The organism is Streptomyces sp. NPDC013457, assembly GCF_043089925.1.
In the GTDB taxonomy this organism is placed as follows: domain Bacteria; phylum Actinomycetota; class Actinomycetes; order Streptomycetales; family Streptomycetaceae; genus Streptomyces.
In genome coordinates this window covers 558,262-574,363 of the sequence record NZ_JBICBL010000003.1, presented here as the reverse complement: position 1 = coordinate 574,363, position 16,102 = coordinate 558,262, and the positions used below count along the sequence as shown (strand labels likewise).

The 16,102-nt window shown below is 73.1% G+C and carries 16 protein-coding genes; 10 read left to right on the top strand and 6 right to left on the bottom strand.

The window, feature by feature from the left end; all coding sequences use genetic code 11:
• Positions 1-56 precede the first annotated feature (56 nt).
• A complete protein-coding gene (locus tag ACF1G2_RS11460) occupies positions 57-1,142 on the bottom strand; it encodes an amidohydrolase family protein (RefSeq protein ID WP_391798048.1) in 1,086 nt (361 codons plus the stop codon).
• A gap of 130 nt (positions 1,143-1,272) precedes the next feature.
• On the opposite strand from ACF1G2_RS11460, the gene ACF1G2_RS11455 reads away from it, so the two are divergent.
• The 5 genes from ACF1G2_RS11455 (at position 1,273) to thpD (ending at position 6,016) form a co-directional block, all read left to right on the top strand.
• Positions 1,273-2,373, top strand: coding sequence for a pyridoxal-phosphate-dependent aminotransferase family protein (locus ACF1G2_RS11455; RefSeq protein ID WP_391798144.1), 1,101 nt, complete (start codon positions 1,273-1,275; stop codon positions 2,371-2,373).
• A 547-nt stretch (positions 2,374-2,920) separates the two neighbouring features.
• Positions 2,921-3,442, top strand: a complete 522-nt coding sequence (gene ectA, locus ACF1G2_RS11450; protein WP_383178105.1) for a diaminobutyrate acetyltransferase — start codon at positions 2,921-2,923, stop codon at positions 3,440-3,442.
• Positions 3,439-4,707 (top strand): diaminobutyrate--2-oxoglutarate transaminase, encoded by a 1,269-nt coding sequence (gene ectB, locus ACF1G2_RS11445; RefSeq protein WP_391798047.1) that lies wholly within the window; start codon positions 3,439-3,441, stop codon positions 4,705-4,707. Before ectA ends, ectB begins: the two co-directional genes overlap by 4 nt.
• A gap of 41 nt (positions 4,708-4,748) precedes the next feature.
• Positions 4,749-5,147 (top strand): ectoine synthase, encoded by a 399-nt coding sequence (locus ACF1G2_RS11440; RefSeq protein ID WP_352186227.1) that lies wholly within the window; start codon positions 4,749-4,751, stop codon positions 5,145-5,147.
• A 2-nt stretch (positions 5,148-5,149) separates the two neighbouring features.
• Positions 5,150-6,016 carry an ectoine hydroxylase gene (gene thpD, locus ACF1G2_RS11435; RefSeq protein WP_391798046.1) on the top strand — a complete coding sequence of 289 codons (867 nt, stop codon included), beginning with the start codon at positions 5,150-5,152 and terminating at the stop codon, positions 6,014-6,016.
• 87 nt (positions 6,017-6,103) lie between these two features.
• Here the strand turns inward: thpD and ACF1G2_RS11430 are convergent, their stop codons facing one another.
• From ACF1G2_RS11430 to ACF1G2_RS11415, 4 genes are all read right to left on the bottom strand, one after another.
• On the bottom strand, positions 6,104-7,159 hold the full coding sequence (locus ACF1G2_RS11430; protein WP_391798045.1) for an aminotransferase class V-fold PLP-dependent enzyme: 1,056 nt from the start codon (positions 7,157-7,159) through the stop codon (positions 6,104-6,106).
• Between the two features lie 106 nt (positions 7,160-7,265).
• On the bottom strand, positions 7,266-7,964 hold the full coding sequence (locus tag ACF1G2_RS11425; protein ID WP_391798044.1) for a DsbA family oxidoreductase: 699 nt from the start codon (positions 7,962-7,964) through the stop codon (positions 7,266-7,268).
• 64 nt (positions 7,965-8,028) lie between these two features.
• Positions 8,029-8,505, bottom strand: coding sequence for a GNAT family N-acetyltransferase (locus ACF1G2_RS11420; protein WP_391798043.1), 477 nt, complete (start codon positions 8,503-8,505; stop codon positions 8,029-8,031).
• A 98-nt stretch (positions 8,506-8,603) separates the two neighbouring features.
• Complete coding sequence (locus ACF1G2_RS11415) at positions 8,604-9,521, bottom strand: AraC family transcriptional regulator (protein WP_391798042.1); 918 nt, start codon at positions 9,519-9,521, stop codon at positions 8,604-8,606.
• 88 nt (positions 9,522-9,609) lie between these two features.
• Here ACF1G2_RS11415 and ACF1G2_RS11410 point away from each other — a divergent pair, with 88 nt between their 5' ends.
• Positions 9,610-10,623: a zinc-dependent alcohol dehydrogenase family protein gene (locus ACF1G2_RS11410; protein WP_391798041.1), complete on the top strand. Its 1,014-nt coding sequence runs from the start codon at positions 9,610-9,612 to the stop codon at positions 10,621-10,623.
• A gap of 13 nt (positions 10,624-10,636) precedes the next feature.
• Here ACF1G2_RS11410 and ACF1G2_RS11405 read toward each other — a convergent pair whose 3' ends face one another.
• Positions 10,637-12,115, bottom strand: coding sequence for an aldehyde dehydrogenase (NADP(+)) (locus ACF1G2_RS11405; RefSeq protein WP_391798143.1), 1,479 nt, complete (start codon positions 12,113-12,115; stop codon positions 10,637-10,639).
• 132 nt (positions 12,116-12,247) lie between these two features.
• Here ACF1G2_RS11405 and ACF1G2_RS11400 point away from each other — a divergent pair, with 132 nt between their 5' ends.
• The 4 genes from ACF1G2_RS11400 to ACF1G2_RS11385 all read left to right on the top strand — a co-directional run bounded on the left by ACF1G2_RS11400 (position 12,248) and on the right by ACF1G2_RS11385 (position 16,073).
• Positions 12,248-13,015 carry an IclR family transcriptional regulator gene (locus ACF1G2_RS11400; RefSeq protein ID WP_352186235.1) on the top strand — a complete coding sequence of 256 codons (768 nt, stop codon included), beginning with the start codon at positions 12,248-12,250 and terminating at the stop codon, positions 13,013-13,015.
• A 135-nt stretch (positions 13,016-13,150) separates the two neighbouring features.
• Positions 13,151-14,146 carry a hypothetical protein gene (locus ACF1G2_RS11395; protein ID WP_391798040.1) on the top strand — a complete coding sequence of 332 codons (996 nt, stop codon included), beginning with the start codon at positions 13,151-13,153 and terminating at the stop codon, positions 14,144-14,146.
• A complete protein-coding gene (locus ACF1G2_RS11390) occupies positions 14,143-15,426 on the top strand; it encodes a sensor histidine kinase (RefSeq protein WP_391798039.1) in 1,284 nt (427 codons plus the stop codon). Before ACF1G2_RS11395 ends, ACF1G2_RS11390 begins: the two co-directional genes overlap by 4 nt.
• Complete coding sequence (locus tag ACF1G2_RS11385) at positions 15,426-16,073, top strand: response regulator (RefSeq protein WP_391798142.1); 648 nt, start codon at positions 15,426-15,428, stop codon at positions 16,071-16,073. The genes ACF1G2_RS11390 and ACF1G2_RS11385 overlap by 1 nt, the downstream gene beginning before the upstream one ends.
• Positions 16,074-16,102: the final 29 nt, after the last annotated feature.

Sequence of the window (16,102 nt, the reverse complement as noted above, 5' to 3'; positions counted from 1 at the left end):
GATCACCCGGCCGTTCACGACGACCCCGCGGACAGCCGAGGGGCGTCCCGCCCGCGTCAGGCGATCACCCGGCCGTTCACGACGACCCTGCGGGGAGCCGCCAGGGCGCGGACGTCCGCGCGCGGGTCCTCGGCGTAGACGACGAGGTCCGCGGGGGCGCCCTCCTCCAGGGAGGGGCGGCCCAGCCAGGCGCGTGCGCCCCAGGCCGTCGCCGAGAGGGCCTCGATCGGCGGGATGCCGGCCTTGACCAGTTCCTCGACCTCCGCCGCGACCAGCCCGTGCGCCAGGGAGCCGCCGGCGTCCGTGCCGACGAAGACCGGGACGCCCGCGTCGTACGCCGAACGGACCGTGTCGTACCGGCGCTCGTACAGCCGGCGCATATGCGCCGACCAGCGCGGGAACTTCTGCTCGCCGCCCTCCGCGAGCCGGGGGAACGTGGCGATGTTGACGAGGGTCGGGACGATCGCGACGCCCCGCTCGGCGAAGAGCGGGATCGTGTCCTCGGTGAGCCCGGTGGCGTGCTCGATGCAGTCGATGCCCGCCTCCACCAGGTCCCGCAGGGACTCCTCCGCGAAGCAGTGCGCGGTGACCCGCGCCCCTAGCCGGTGGGCCTCGGCGATGGCCGCCTCGGCCTCGGCGCGCGGCCAGCAGGCGCCCAGATCGCCCGCGTCCCGGTCGAGCCAGTCCCCGACGAGCTTCACCCAGCCGTCGCCGCGCCGCGCCTCCCGGCCGACGTAGGCCACCAGGTCCTCGGGCTCGATCTCGTGGGCGTAGTTGCGGATGTAGCGGCGGGTGCGGGCGATGTGGCGGCCCGCGCGGATGATCTTCGGCAGGTCCTCGCGCTCGTCGATCCAGCGGGTGTCGGACGGCGAGCCCGCGTCACGGATCAGGAGCGTGCCCGCGTCGCGGTCGGTGAGCGCCTGCTTCTCACTGGTGGCGTCGTCGACCGGGCCGTGCTGGTCCAGGCCGACGTGGCAGTGCGCGTCCACGAGACCCGGCAGCACCCAGCCCTCCACCGTCAGCGCCTCGCCGGACGGGCGGGTGTACGTGATCCGGCCGTCGACCGCCCACAGCTCGTCCCGTACGTCCTCAGGGCCGACGACCACCCGCCCCTTCACATGCAGCACCACGTGATCGCTCATGTCTGCACTCTACGAGGGGCGGGCACCCCGCCCCAGAGGGGTTGTCCGGAAGGTCCGATGCGTTCGGGAGGCGGCTCGGTACGCTGAGCCGACGTTCGACCCTCCTTGCGAAGAAGGCACCACCGTGACCGTGACACATCCGCTGCTCGACCTGGCCCCGCTGACCGCCGCGCACTTCGCGTCCATCGAGCGGAGGGTCGCCGCCCTGCTCTCGACGGAGCAGGACGTGGTGATCACGCAGGGCGAGGCTCTGCTGCCGCTGGAGGGCTGCATCCGCAGCGGTGCCCGGCCGGGTTCGACCGCGCTGAACATCGTCACGGGGCCGTACGGCCAGACGTTCGGCAACTGGCTGCGGGACTGCGGCGCCACGGTCGTGGACCTGGACGTGCCGTTCCACACGGCGGTGACGGCCGCCCAGGTGGAGCGGGCGCTGGCCGAGCATCCGGAGATCGACTTCGTGTCGCTGGTGCACGCGGAGGCGGCGACCGGCAACACCAACCCGGTGGCCGCGATCGGCGAGGTCGTGCGGGCGCACGGCGCGCTGTTCTACCTCGACGCGGTGGCGTCGATCGGCGCGGAGCCGGTGCTGCCGGACGAGTGGGGCGTGGACATGTGCATCATCGGCGCGCAGAAGGCGATGGGCGGCCCCGCGGGCGTCTCGGCGGTCTCCGTGAGCGAGCGGGCGTGGGAGCGGTTCGCGGCCAATCCGCAGGCCCCGCGCCGCTCGTACCTCTCACTGCTGGACTGGAAGGAGCGCTGGATCGACGGCGGCCGCACGGCTCTGCTGCACGCGCCGGCGCAGTTGGAGATGCTGGCGCTCGAAGCGTGCGTGGAGCGGATCGAGGCGGAGGGCCTGGACGCCCTGATGGCCCGTCACGCATCCGCCGCGGCCGCGACGCGCGCGGGCACGCTGGCGCTGGGCGGCGGCCTCGAACCGTACGTCCACGACGCGAAGGACGCGGCACCGGTGGCGACGACGCTGCGCGCCCCGGCGGGCGTGGACGCCTCGCAGCTGGTCGCGCGGGCGCTGGCGGCGGATCCCTCGCTGCCGCTGATCGCGGGCGGCGGCGCGCTGGCGAAGGAGATGATCCGGGTCAACCACTACGGCGTGGACGCGACCCCGGGCGCGGTGCATTCCTCGCTGGCGGCCCTGGGAGCGGCCCTCGCCGACACGGGCCGCCCGGTGGACCTGGAGTCCGCACGCCGCGCGGCGACGGAGGCGTGGGTCTAGGCGTGTTTCGACAGTAGCGTCGTTCGCCCGAAGGGCGGGGCCCCCGGCCAGACGGGACTTTTGAAACACGCTCCAGGGCCCTGGAGCCGCCCCGAGGCGCGGCCACACCCGGCGAGGGGGCCGGGGGGGGGGGGGGGGGCGGGGGCCGGCCCCCCGCCCCCCCCCCCCCCCCCCCCCGGCCCCTTCCTCATGGGCCCACCGGAACGCCGCCCTCGGAACGCTCCGCGTACCGGCGACGCCCGTCCGGCGCCGCATCACCCCGGAAGAATTCCCAGAACGCATTTCGCGTGCACATTATCCAAGCGAATTCCCCTTACACATTCCGAGATTCTTCTGCCCCGGATCCCGCACCCTAAACGCTAAGGTTTCATCAGCACTTTCACGCCGCTTCCGCGCCTGTGACGGACTGCACATCGCCGCCTTTTTGCCCGCATTTATACCGGCAAAACCGGACAGACCGGCGCTCGCGCGAATAACACATCGATCCTCTCCCGCCCACCCCTCCGCCCCATGCAATCCAAGAATTCGGCCGGTAAATTGCCTCGGCATGACCGCAGCACAAGCAGCCATGACCTTGGAAAGCCCACGCGTGGAGGACGGAGCCGCGATATGGCGAATTGCCCGCGATTCCCGTGTGCTCGACCTGAACTCCTCGTACAGCTACCTGCTGTGGTGCCGCGACTTCGCCGCCACGTCGCTGGTCGCGCGCGCCGCGGACGGTGAGCCGGTCGGCTTCGTGACCGGATACCTCCGTCCCGACCGGCCCGGGACCCTCGTCGTCTGGCAGATCGCCGTCGACGAGAGCCAGCGCGGCCGCGGCCTGGCCGGGGTGCTGCTCGACGCGCTGACCGCCCGGGTCGCCCCGGAGGCCGTCGAGACCACGGTCACCCCTGACAACACGCCCTCGGACCGGCTCTTCACCTCGTACGCGGCCCGGCACCGGCTCCCCCTGGAGCGCGAGGTGCTCTTCGACGGGGGGCTGTTCCCCGACACCGCCGACGGCGCCGCGCACCAGCCCGAAGTCCTGTACCGGATCGGCCCCTTCCACACCCCTGGAGCTTCGCTGTGACCATCACCCCGCCCGAACTGAGCGTCTTCGAGACCCTGGAGTCGGAGGTGCGCAGCTACTGCCGCGGCTGGCCCACCGTCTTCGACCGCGCGCAGGGCGCGCGGCTGACCGACGAGGACGGCCACGAGTACCTCGACTTCTTCGCCGGCGCCGGCTCGCTCAACTACGGCCACAACAACCCCGTACTGAAACGTGCGCTGATCGACTATCTGGAGCGCGACGGGATCACCCACGGTCTCGACATGGCGACCACCGCCAAACGGACCTTCCTGGAGACCTTCGAGGAGGTCGTGCTGCGGCCGCGCTCGCTGCCGTACAAGGTGATGTTCCCGGGCCCGACCGGCACCAACGCGGTGGAGGCCGCGCTGAAGCTGGCCCGGAAGGTCAAGGGCCGCGAGTCGGTGGTCTCCTTCACCAACGCCTTCCACGGCATGTCGCTGGGTTCGCTGGCCGTCACTGGCAACGCCTTCAAGCGGGCCGGCGCGGGCATCCCCCTGGTGCACGGCACGCCGATGCCGTTCGACCACTATCTCGACGGCCAGGTACCGGACTTCCTCTGGTTCGAGCGGCTGCTCGAGGACCAGGGGTCCGGTCTGAACAAGCCCGCAGCGGTGATCGTGGAGACGGTCCAGGGCGAGGGCGGCATCAACGTGGCGCGGGCCGAGTGGCTGCGGGCGCTCGCCGATCTCTGCCGCCGCCAGGACATGCTGCTGATCGTCGACGACATCCAGATGGGCTGCGGCCGTACCGGCGCCTTCTTCTCCTTCGAGGAGGCCGGCGTCACGCCCGACATCGTCACGCTGTCGAAGTCGATCAGCGGCTACGGGCTGCCGATGTCGCTCTGCCTGTTCCGGCCGGAGCTGGACGTGTGGGAGCCGGGCGAGCACAACGGCACCTTCCGGGGCAACAACCCGGCCTTCGTCACCGCCGCCGCCGCGCTCGACACGTACTGGGCCGACGGCCAGATGGAGAAGCAGACCCTGGCCCGCGGCGAGCAGGTCGAGCAGACCCTCCTCGCCATCTGCGAGGAGAACTCCGCCGACGGTGCCCACTACCGCGGCCGGGGCCTGGTCTGGGGCCTGGAGTTCGCCGACCGGACGCGCGCGGCAAAGGTCTGCGCGCGCGCCTTCGAGCTGGGGCTCCTGCTGGAGACCTCCGGCCCGGAGAGCCAGGTCGTCAAACTCCTCCCGCCGCTGACCATCACCCCCGAGGAGCTGGACGAGGGGCTGCGGACGCTGTCCCGGGCGGTCCGCGAGACCGTCTGATCCAGCCGTACCACCGCTAGACGAAAGGGAGTTGCACCACCGTGATCGTCCGATCCTTCAAGGACATCGAGAACACCGAACGCCATGTGCGGGCGAAGTCCGGCACCTGGGAGAGCAAGCGGATCGTCCTCGCCAAGGAGCGGGTCGGCTTCTCACTGCACGAGACCGTGCTCTACGCGGGCACCGAGACGTCCATGTGGTACGCCAACCACATCGAGGCCGTCCTGTGCGTCGAGGGCGAAGCCGAGCTGACGAACGACGAGACCGGAGAGACGCACTGGATCGAGCCGGGCACGATGTACCTGCTCGACGGCCATGAACGGCACACCATGCGTCCCAAGACCGACTTCCGCTGCGTCTGCGTCTTCAACCCGCCCGTCACCGGCCGGGAGGACCACGACGCGAACGGGGTGTACCCGCTGCTCACGGAGGAGGGCTGACCATGACGAACGTCCTGACCGACCTGTACCCGACCCGCGGCGCCTCCGAGGTGCTCACCCCCCGCCAGGACCCGGTGGTGTGGGGCGACGCCCCGGGCCTGGAGTCGTACGAACGGGACGGCTTCCTCGTCGAGCCCGAGCTGCTGGCCGACGACGAGGTCGCGGTGTACCGGCGCGAGCTCGACCGGCTGGTCGCCGATCCGGCCGTACGGTCCGACCCGCGCGCGATCGTCGAGTCGAAGTCGTCGACCGTGCGCTCCGTCTTCGAGGTCCACCGGATGAGCGAGGTCTTCGCCCGGCTGGTCCGCGACGAGCGGGTGGTGGGCAGGGCCCGCGAGATCCTCGGCTCGGACGTGTACGTCCACCAGTCGCGGATCAACGTGAAGCCCGGCTTCGGCGCCTCCGGGTTCTACTGGCACTCGGACTTCGAGACCTGGCACGCGGAGGACGGCCTGCCGCGCATGCGCACGGTGTCGGTGTCGATCGCGCTGACCCGGAACCACGACACCAACGGCGGCCTGATGATCATGCCGGGCTCGCACCGCACGTTCCTCGGGTGCGAGGGCGCGACGCCGAAGGACAACTACAAGCGCTCGCTGCAGATGCAGGACGCCGGCACCCCGTCCGACGAGGCGCTCACCTCGCTCGCGGACGCGCACGGCATCCGGCTCTTCACGGGCCGGGCCGGTTCGGCGACCTGGTTCGACTGCAACGCGATGCACGGCTCGGGCGACAACATCACGCCGTATCCGCGCAGCAACGTGTTCATCGTCTTCAACAGCGTGGAGAACACGGCGGTCGAGCCCTTCGCGGCGCCGGTGCGGCGGCCGGAGTTCATCGGCGCGCGGGACTTCACGCCGGTGCGCTGAGCAGGGTGGTGCGGGGCCGGGTGCGCGGAGCCCGGTGGTGCGGGGGCGGCCTTCTCGGCCGCCCCCGCATCCGCACGGCTCCCCGGCTCAGCCCGCCAGGACCTCCAGGGCGCGGTCGACGTCGGCCGAGCTGTTGTAGAGGTGGAAGGACGCCCGCAGGTTGCCCGCGCGGGCGGACATGAGGACGCCCGAGGAGAGCAGGGCGGACTGCCGGTCGCCGAGGTCCGGGACGCCGACCACGCCGGAGACGTCCGGCACCGGGGCGTGCCCGAGCTCCACGAGGCCGGCGCGGAACCGGGCGGCGAGGGCCTTGTTGTGGGCCTCGATCCGCCCGATCCCGATCTCTTCGAGGAGCGCGAGCGAGCGGGCCGCGCCGTGGTACGAGAGGAAGGCCGGGGGCTCGTCGAACCGCCGTGCGGAGCGGGCGAGTTCGCGCACCGGACCGTAGCTGTTGGTCCACAGCTCCTCACCGGTGACCCAGCCCGCGTGGATCGCGACCAGCGAGTCCTGCGCCTCCTCGGTGACGGTCAGGAAGGACGCCCCGCGCGGGCAGAGCAGGAACTTGTAGCCGCCGGCCACCGTGTAGTCCCACTCCCCCGCCCGCAGCGGCAGCCAGCCGGCCGACTGGGTGGCGTCGAGGAGCGTGCGGGCGCCGTGCGCGGCCGCCGCGGCGCGGATCGCGGCGAAGTCGGCCGTCCGGCCGTCCGCCGACTGGACGGCGGAGAAGGCCACGAGCGCGGTGTCGGGACGGACCGACTCCGCCAGCCGCTCCAGCGGCACGAACCGCGTCTTGAGGTCGCCCCGGATCGTGAACGGGGTGATGAGGGAGCTGAAGTCGCCCTCGGGGAACAGGATCTCGGAGCCCGCCGGCATCGACTGCGCGATCATGCCGACGTGGACGGAGACCGAGCTGCCGACCGCCACCCGGTCCGGGTGGACGTCCATGAGCCGGGCGTAGGTGGCGCGGGCCTCGGCGACGGTCTCGAAGTCGCCGGCCCCGTTCGGGCGGCCGGCCGCGGTCTCCTCGGCGAGGAGCGTGACCGCCTCGATCGCGCGGCGCGGCAGCAGCGCGCAGGCGGAGGTGTTCAGATACGTCTGCTGGGGCGCGAACTCGGCTCCGCCGAGGGGTTCCATGGCATCCATGGAACCCAGCCTGGGGTTCCTCCGACCTGCGGTCAATTGCCTTTGATCATGGGGAAAGGCCAAGCCCGGCTTATGTGCGCAGGTCAGAGGAGCCGAGGGCGGGCGGTCAGGCCTCGCAGGTTCCGTCGACGTCGCAGGCCGCCGCGTCGCCGCCGACCTGCTGGAGCGCCCGGCCCTGCCACGCCTGCTCCAGGGCCTGGGTGAAGACCTCGGCGGGCTGGCCGCCGGAGATGCCGTAGCGGCGGTCGAGGACGAAGAACGGCACGCCGTTCGCGCCGAGCTCCGCCGCCTCGCGCTCGTCGGCCCGCACCGCGTCCGCGTACGCGGTCCCGTCGGCGAGCACGGTGCGGACCTCGGTCTCGTCCAGGCCGGCCTCCACCGCGAGTCGTACGAGGGTCTCGTCGTCGAAGACGGACCGCTCCTCGGCGAAGTTCGCCCGGTACGCGAGGTCGAGCAGCTCGTTCTGCCGGCCGCGCTCCCTGGCGAGGTGGAGGAGGCGGTGGATGTCGAAGGTGTTGCCGTGGTCACGGCCCTCGGTGCGGTAGCCGAGGCCCTCGGAGTGCGCGTTGGAGGCGACGTGCGCCTCCATGGCGCGGGCCTCGTCCAGGGTCCGGCCGTACTTCTTCGCGAGCATGTCGATCACCGGCGCGGTGTCGCCCTTGGGCCGGTTCGGGTCGAGCTCGAAGGAGCGGTGCACGACCTCGATCTCGTCGCGGTGGGCGAACTCCGCGAGCCCCTTCTCGAAGCGGGCCTTGCCGATGTAGCACCACGGGCAGGCGATGTCGCTCCAGATCTCGACGCGCATGTTGTTGCTTCTCTCCGGGGTCGTGAGGTGTGTTCCGTGGCCGAAACGCGGCGGACGGCCGGATTCATTCCGCGGCGGGCACCACTGTGAGGCGGAGCACGAGGTGGGTGCCGGAGCGCGGGGCGTCGGGGTCCTGGATCCAGCCGCGGGCAGCGTAGAAGGCGCGGGCCCGCTCGTTCTTCTCGAAGACGAGCAGGCGCGCGGCGGCGATCCCCTCGGCGCGCCAGAGGTCGAGGCAGGCCGAGTGCAGTGCGGAGCCGAGGCCGCTGCGCCAGCGGTCGGGCCGGACGTGCAGCTGGGTGAGCGTCACCGCCTCGTCTCCCCTGAGGTACGCCGCGACGCCGCCGAGCTCGCCGTCCCGCTCGGCGCAGAGCACGTCGCCCCGCTCCACGGCCCTGCTCCACCCGTCCCGGGAGCGGGCGAGCTCCTCGGGCCCGGCGAACTCGCTGTCGGCGAGATGACCTCGGTAGTAGGTGGACCGTGCCTCCAGGTGCAGGGCGGCTATGGCGTCGAGGTCGTCGGGGGTCGCGGCTCTGATCATGACAACGGGGACGCGACGGCCGGGAGGACGGTTGCGACGCGCGGCGAGCCGCCGCAGGCCAGTCCCGGTCCGCGCCCGGCCGGCTCCGGCCACGCCGCCTACGCCCCCTTCCGGTACCTCCCCGGCGCCATGCCGTACTCCCTCTTGAACGCCTTGGCGAAGGCGAACTCCGAGGCGTAACCGCTGCGCTGGGCGACGGTGCGGATCGGGGCGTCGTCCGCGCGGAGCAGCCGGCCCGCCGTCGTCATGCGCCACCACGTCAGATAGGCCAGCGGCGGCCTGCCGACCAGCATCGTGAAGCGGCGGGCGAAGGCCGCGCGGGAGAGGCCGCCCTCGGCGCCGAGTTCCTCCACCGTCCACGGCCGGGCCGGCTCCGCGTGGATCGCGCGGAGGGCCGCGGTGACGGCCGGATCGCTCAGGGCGGCGGACCAGCCGGAGGTCCGCTCGGGACGTTCGGTCAGCCACCAGGTGCGGAGCAGCAGCACGAGCAGGGTGTCGAGCAGGGCGGGCACGAGCGCGTCGGATCCCGGCTGCGGATCGGCGAGTTCGGTGCCGAGGAGCTCGACCGCGGCGCGCAGCCGGGGGTGGGCGCCGGGCCTGGCGGGGATGTGCACGAAGGGGGGCAGCTCGGTGAACAGGGGGTGGGCCCGGGCCCGGCTCACCTGGTAGGCGCCGCACAACAGGAGAGTGTCGTCCGCGCGGGCCGGTTCCCGGTCGGGTGGCGTCGGCCAGGAGCCGTCGGGCGCCTGGACGGCGTCCGCGAGCGGGGTGCCGGGGTGGCCGGCGAGTCCGTGGCCGGTGCCGTGCGGCAGCAGGGCCACGTCACCGGCGTGGAGCTCGACGGGCTCGCCGTCCTCGCCCGGCGGTATGAGCCAGGCCGTGCCCTGGACGACCACATGGAATCCGGCGCCGTTGCTCGACGGGAAACGGAGGCCCCAGGCCCCGGAGTTGACGGAGCGGGAGGAGTGCGGGCGCCCCGCCCGCATGGCCGCCACGGCGTCGCTCAGTACGTCCATGGCCCGCACCGTAGCGCGAGACGGACGGACATCGCAGGAAGGTTCTGGAACATGGTTCGTCTTCCTGCGGCTGCCTACGGTCGAGGACATGACGAACGACACGAACACCGGCACGACGACGACCCGCGCCGTGCTCTTCCACGCGCTCGGCGGACCCGAGGTGCTGACCGTGGAGGAGGTGCCGCTCCCCGCGCCGGGCCCGGGCGAGGTGCTCCTCCGGGTCGAGGCGATCGGCCTCAACCGCGCCGAGGCGCTGTTCCGCGCGGGCACCTACTACTACCCGGCCACGCTCCCCGGCTCCCGGCTCGGCTACGAGGCTGCGGGGGTGGTGGAGGCCGTCGGCCCGGACGTCACCGCGTACGCCCCCGGCGATCCGGTCATGGCGGCGGCCAACTTCGACTTCGGGGTGCACGGGGTGCACGCCGAGCGCGTGGTGCTCTCCCAGGAGTACGTGGTGCCCAGGCCCGCGGGCGTGGACGCGGTGACCGCGGCCGCCGCGTGGCTGACGTACTCGACGGCGTACGGCGGGATGGTGGAGGCCGGCGGGCTGCGGCCCGGCGACCCGGTGGTGATCACGGGGGCGTCCAGCGGGGTGGGGACGGCCGCGATCCAGGTGGCGCGGCGGATCGGCGCGGTGCCGATCGCCACGACGCGGGGCGGGGGGAAGCGGCAGGGGCTGCTCGGTCTGGGCGCGGCGCGGGTGATCACGACCGAGAGCGAGGACGTGGTGAAGGAGGTGCGGCGGTTCACCGGTGGCCGGGGTGCGCGGCTCGTCTTCGACGCGATCGGCGGGCCGGGGTTCGCGGAGCTCGGGAACGCCCTGGAGCCGGGCGGCACGGCGGTGCTGTACGGCTGGCTCGACCCCGCGCCGGCGACCGTCTCCCGGAACTGGCCGCTGACCGTGGTGGGTTACAACAACCACACGCTGTCCGGCACGGCCGACGGGCGGAGCCGGGTCGCCGGGTTCATCGGATCCGGCCTGCGCGACGGCTCACTGGCGCCGGTGATCGCCGAGACCTTCGAGGGTCTGGACCGGATCACCGACGCCCACCGGCTGATGGAGTCCAACGCGCACACGGGCAAGATCGTGGTGCGCGTCTGACGGCCATGGCGGGTCAGCGGCGTGGCACGCCCAGCGGGTTGCCGTCGCGCAGCTCCGGCGGAAGCAGGTGCTGCGGGGTCGACTGGTACGTGACCGGGCGCAGCCAGCGCTCGATCGCGGTCGCGCCGACCGAGGTGGACGTGGACGTGGTGGCCGGGTAGGGGCCGCCGTGGTGCTGCGCGGCGGCGACCGCCACGCCGGTCGGCCAGCCGTTGACGAGGACGCGGCCCGCGAGCGGCGTGAGCTCGGTGAGCAGGGAGGCGGCCTCCGGGTCCTCGTCGCCCATCTGGAGCGTGGCGGTGAGGTTGCCGGGGAGCAGGGCGAGGAGCGCGGTGACCTCGTCCCGGGTGGCGTAGCGGCAGACCACGGTCACCGGTCCGAAGCACTCCTCCAGGAGCGCCTCGTGGCCGCCCGCGAGCACGTCGGCGGCGTCGACGGTCAGGATGCCCGCGTTGACCGTGTGCTCCCCGCCCGCGCCGGGCGTGACGGGGGCGGCGACGCCCGGGAGTCCGACGCGCTCGCTCGTTCCCGCGAGGAACGCGCCCCGCATGCGGTGGTCGAGCATCACGCCGGGTTCGGACTGGCTGACGGCGTCCGTGAGTGCCGACACGAAGCGGTCGCCCGCCTCACCCGAAGGGGCGAGGACGAGACCGGGCTTGGTGCAGAACTGCCCCTGGCCCATGGTCATGGAGGCCGCGAGCCCGGCGCCGATCTCCGCGGCCCGCTCCTCGGCGGCGGCCCCGGTGATCACCACCGGGTTGAGCGAGCCGAGTTCGCCGTGGAAGGGGATGGGCACGGGCCGGGCCGCCGCCGCGTCGAAGAGCGCCCGCCCGCCCCGTACGGAACCGGTGAAGCCGGCCGCCGCGACCAGCGGGTGGCGGACGAGCTCGACGCCCGCGTCGAAGCCGTGGACCAGGACGGCCACGTCCTCGGGGAGACCGGCCTTGGCGGCGGCCCGGCGCAGCAGCGAGGCGCAGAGCTCGGAGGTGGCCGGGTGGTCGGGGTGGGCCTTGATCACGACCGGGCAGCCGGCGGCGAGCGCGCTGGCCGTGTCGCCGCCGGGGACGGAGAAGGCGAGCGGGAAGTTGCTGGCCGCGTAGACGGCGACGACCCCGAGCGGGATCTTCCAGCGACGCAGGTCGGGCCGGGGCGGGGTGGTCGTCGGATCGGGCAGGTCGACGCGTACGTCGAGGAAGGAGCCCTCGTCGACGACGTCCGCGAAGGACCGCAGCTGGGCGGTGGTGCGGGCGAGTTCACCGGTGAGCCGGACCGGGCCGAGCGCGGTCTCGGCGTCGGCCGCCTCGATGACCTGCGGCCCCGACTCGTCGAGGAGGTCGGCGGCGGTACGGAGCAGGGCGGCCCGCACCGTACGGTCGGCGAGCGCCTCGCGGGTGGCGGCCGCGGAGCGGACGGCCCGGTCGATCTCGTCCGTTGTGGCCTCCACCGCAACCTGCTCCCGCGGCTTCCCCGTCCGGGGGTCCACACTCCACACTGGTTCAGCTGCCACCGCATGCCCCTCCGTGCACCCTGTTCGCTATTCTGAACAGAGTTCCTGTAGATGAATCAGGACTCTATTGACGGGCGTGCCGACCCACAAGAGGCACGGGAAGAGGGGGCGAGGTCGATGTCGACCGACACGGGTGGGGCCCAGGTCAAGTCCGCGGTACGCACGGTGGAACTGCTCGAGTACTTCGCCGGGCGTCCCGGAATGCACTCGCTGGCCGCCGTCCAGGAGGCTGTCGGCTACCCCAAGTCGAGCCTGTACATGCTGCTGCGCACCCTGGTCGAGCTGGGCTGGGTGGAGACGGACGCGACGGGCACGCGGTACGGCATCGGCGTGCGGGCCCTGCTGGTCGGCACCTCGTACATCGACGGCGACGAGGTGGTGGCCGCCGCCCGGCCGACCCTGGACCGGCTCTCCGACGACACGACGGAGACCATCCACATGGCGCGGCTCGACGGCACCAACGTGGTGTATCTGGCGACCCGTCAGTCCCAGCACTATCTCAGGCCGTTCACCCGTGTCGGCCGCCGGCTGCCCGCCCACTCCACCTCGCTGGGCAAGGCACTGCTCGCCACCCACAGCGACGAGCAGGTCCGCAAGCTGCTCCCCGAGACGCTGCCCGCGCTGACCGAGCACACGATCACGGACCGCGAGAAGCTCATCGAGGAACTGCACCTCGTCCGCGAGCAGGGCTACGCGGTGGACCGCGAGGAGAACACCCTCGGGCTGCGCTGCTTCGGCATCGCGATCCCCTACCGGACCCCGGCGCGCGACGCGATCAGCTGCTCGGTGCCGGTGGCCCGGCTGACGCCCGGACACGAGCAGATGATCAAGGACGCGCTCTTCGACGCCCGCGACCGCCTGACCCTGGCCACGCGCCGCCTCTGACCCTGGCCACGCGCCGCCTCTGAGCCCGGCGCCCGGGGCCGTCCGGCGGGCGTAGGGGCTTCTCCCCCGCGCGGCGGAGGCGGTTCACCGGCGGGCAGGAGGTGGAGGGAGGGGCACGCGCGGGAGCGTGGAGCCATGACGCAGACCGCTCCCCTCCCCACGTCCGCACCCACCGGCACCGGCCGCCCGAGCGCCGCCCGCCGGATCCTGCGCGCCCTGGCCGTCGTGGCCTGTCTCCCGTACATCTCGCTCAAGGTCGCCTGGGTCGCCGGCAGCGAGATCGGCATCCCGGCGGGCAGCGAGCTCCTGGAGCACCGGACGCTGCTGATCGTCGCCAACTCGGTCTCCGTGGCGATGGACGCCGTGGTGGCCGTCCTCGCCCTGCTGCTCACCCAGCCGTGGGGCCTGCGGGTACGGCCCTGGCTCCTCGCGTTCCCCCTGTGGGCCGCGACGGGACTGCTCTCACCGATCATGATCGGTTTCCCCGCGCAGCTCGCGGTCGCGCTCGTCACCGGCCCGTCGAAGACCGCCACCGCCGGCGAACCGTTCCTCGACGACTGGGTCTTCGGGGTCGTCTACGGCGGCTTCATCGTCCAGGGGCTCGCGCTCGGCTCGCTCTTCGTCCTCTACGTACGCGAGCGCTGGGCGCTCGCGTGGCGCGGCAGCCTGGGCGACCTGCCCGCCCGTCCGTGCGGAACCGGTACGCGCGTCGTGGCCGTCGCCGCCTCGCTGCTCGCCCTGCTGCCCGCCGCCGTCCATCTGATGTGGGCGGCGGGCTCGACGCGGGGGCTCTCACCGTCCCAGATCGCCCGGCGCACCGACGACTTCCACGTCCTGGAGGGGATACGCGCGCTCTTCGTCGCCGTCGCCGTCATCGGCGTCCTGCTCCTGCTCTTCCGGAGGGCCGGGGCGCTGTCGGTCCGTACGACCCTGGGCATGGCCTGGATCGGCTCGGGCGGAGTCGGGTGCTGGGGCGCGTACATGCTGCTGGTGACGTTCATGCCGGACACCGATCCGATCAAGACCTTCACCGGTCTGGCGCGGCTCGCCTACGCTGGGGAAATGATCACCGGGTTCCTGCTGGCCGGCTGTGTGGCCGTCTTCCTGCGACGCCGGACCGCGAGCGCGTGAGACCTCCGCTCGCACCGCTGCTCGGCCGCCGCGCCCGGCTCCGCTGGATCCATCTCATCCTGGGCGGCGCCCTGTTCATGCCGTACTGGCTGGTCGGCACGGTGGTCGTGGGGATGCTCACCGGCGAGGGGGCGATGTTCTCGGGCGGTCTCACCGTGCAGTTCGGGGCGTACGCGGTCGGCCTGCCGCTCGTCACGGTCTCCGCGCTCTTCCCGCTGACCCGGCCGATGTCGGTGGCCGCGGCGCGGGCGCTCTGCGGGGTCGAGGGCGACCGGCTCGCGGACGGACCCGCACGGGGGCGGAGCGCGAAGGCGCGGACGGCGGGCTGGTTCACGCTCCATCTGGGGATCGGCGCGCTGGTCAGCGGCGCGACGCTGGCCCTGCCGCCGTTCGCGGTCACGGTGATGGCACTGCCGTTCTCGGAGTCGCTGCGGAAGTCCGAGCTGACCTCGTTCTGGGGTCTGGACCGGCCCTGGCTGCAGTGGGCCGCCGTCCCGGCCGGGCTGCTGATGCTCCTCGCGCTCACCGCCGTCGCCGCCGGCACGGGAGCCCTCCTCGCCCGGCAGGCGCCGCTGCTGCTCGGACCGAGTCCGGCGGACCGGCTCGTCGCGGCCGAGCGGCGCGCCGCCGAACTGGCGGTACGCAACCGGCTGGCGCGCGAGCTGCACGACTCCGTGGGCCACGCCCTGAGCGCGGTGACGCTCCAGGCGAGCGCGGCCCGCCGGGTCCTGGACACCGACGTGGAGTTCGTACGGGAGGCCCTGGCGGCGATCGAGGAGACGACCCGGCGCACGGTCGGCGAACTGGACTCGGTCCTGGGCCTGTTGCGCGAGGGCGAGGACGGCGGAGAGCTGCCCGCGCCCCGGCTCGACGCGCTGGACGCGCTGGTGAGAGGCGCCGGGCGGCAGGTGGAGCTGACGGTGAGCGGGGCGCTGGACCGGGTGCCGGACGCGGTGTCGAGGGAGGCGTACCGGATCGTACAGGAGGGGCTGACGAACGCGGCACGGTACGCGGGCGGGGAGCGCATGACGGCGCGCCTCGCCCTGGACGACGACGAGCTGGAGATCACGATGGAGAACCCGCTGCCCGCACGGGCCCCACTGGCCCGCCCCGACGGCGGCCGCGGTCTGCGCGGCGTCGCCGAACGCGCCCGTCTGCTCGGCGGCACGTCCGAGGCCGGCCGGGTGGCCGACGTCTGGCGCCTCGCGGTGCGCCTGCCGCTGGGGAAGGCGACTGCTCCCGGAGGCGGGCCGAGCATGGAGAAGGAGGCCGGCCGGTGATCCGGGTGGTGCTCGCGGACGACGAGCGGATGGTGCGGACCGCCCTGCGGGTGATCCTCGACGCGGAGCCCGACCTGGAGGTCGTCGGCGAGGCGTCCACGGGGGCCGAGGCGGTGTCGGTGGTGCGCGAGGCGCGGCCGGACGTGGTCCTGATGGATGTGCGCATGCCGGAGATCGACGGGATCCGGGCGACGGAGCAGATCCTGGCCGGGATGGCGGAACCGCCGCGGATCGTGGTCGTGACGACCTTCGAGAACGACGCGTACGTCTACGACGCGCTCCGGGTCGGGGCGGCCGGCTTCCTGCTGAAGCGGGCCGGCGCGGACGAGCTGGTGGACGCGGTCCGGCTGGTGGCTCGCAGCGACTCGCTGCTCTACCCGGCGGCGGTACGGGGCCTGGCCGCCGAGCACGCCCGCCGCCGGCCCCCGGCGGCGCCGCCCTGGGCGGCCCGGCTGACCGAGCGGGAGGCGCAGGTGCTCCGGCTGGTGGCGACGGGGCTGACGAACGCGGAGATCGCCGGGCGGATGGGGGTCGGCCCCGCGACGGTGAAGACGCACGTGGCGGCGGTCCTGGCCAAGACGGGGGCGCGGGACCGTACCCAGGCCGTGATCGTCGCGTACGAGTCGGGTTTCGTGAGCCCGGGATGAGATGAACGTTTCCTGAGAAACGGGACACA

Bases quoted from the DNA above. Each gene is read 5' to 3' on its own strand.
- ACF1G2_RS11400 (WP_352186235.1), top strand. From the start codon at position 12,248: ATGTCGACCGACACGGGTGGGGCCCAGGTCAAGTCCGCGGTACGCACG.
- ectA (WP_383178105.1), top strand. From the start codon at position 2,921: ATGACCGCAGCACAAGCAGCCATGACCTTGGAAAGCCCACGCGTGGAG.
- ACF1G2_RS11415 (WP_391798042.1), bottom strand. From the start codon at position 9,521: ATGGACGTACTGAGCGACGCCGTGGCGGCCATGCGGGCGGGGCGCCCG.
- ACF1G2_RS11460 (WP_391798048.1), bottom strand. From the start codon at position 1,142: ATGAGCGATCACGTGGTGCTGCATGTGAAGGGGCGGGTGGTCGTCGGC.
- ACF1G2_RS11395 (WP_391798040.1), top strand. From the start codon at position 13,151: ATGACGCAGACCGCTCCCCTCCCCACGTCCGCACCCACCGGCACCGGC.
- thpD (WP_391798046.1), top strand. From the start codon at position 5,150: ATGACGAACGTCCTGACCGACCTGTACCCGACCCGCGGCGCCTCCGAG.
- ACF1G2_RS11430 (WP_391798045.1), bottom strand. From the start codon at position 7,159: ATGGATGCCATGGAACCCCTCGGCGGAGCCGAGTTCGCGCCCCAGCAG.
- ACF1G2_RS11420 (WP_391798043.1), bottom strand. From the start codon at position 8,505: ATGATCAGAGCCGCGACCCCCGACGACCTCGACGCCATAGCCGCCCTG.
- ACF1G2_RS11410 (WP_391798041.1), top strand. From the start codon at position 9,610: ATGACGAACGACACGAACACCGGCACGACGACGACCCGCGCCGTGCTC.
- ACF1G2_RS11425 (WP_391798044.1), bottom strand. From the start codon at position 7,964: ATGCGCGTCGAGATCTGGAGCGACATCGCCTGCCCGTGGTGCTACATC.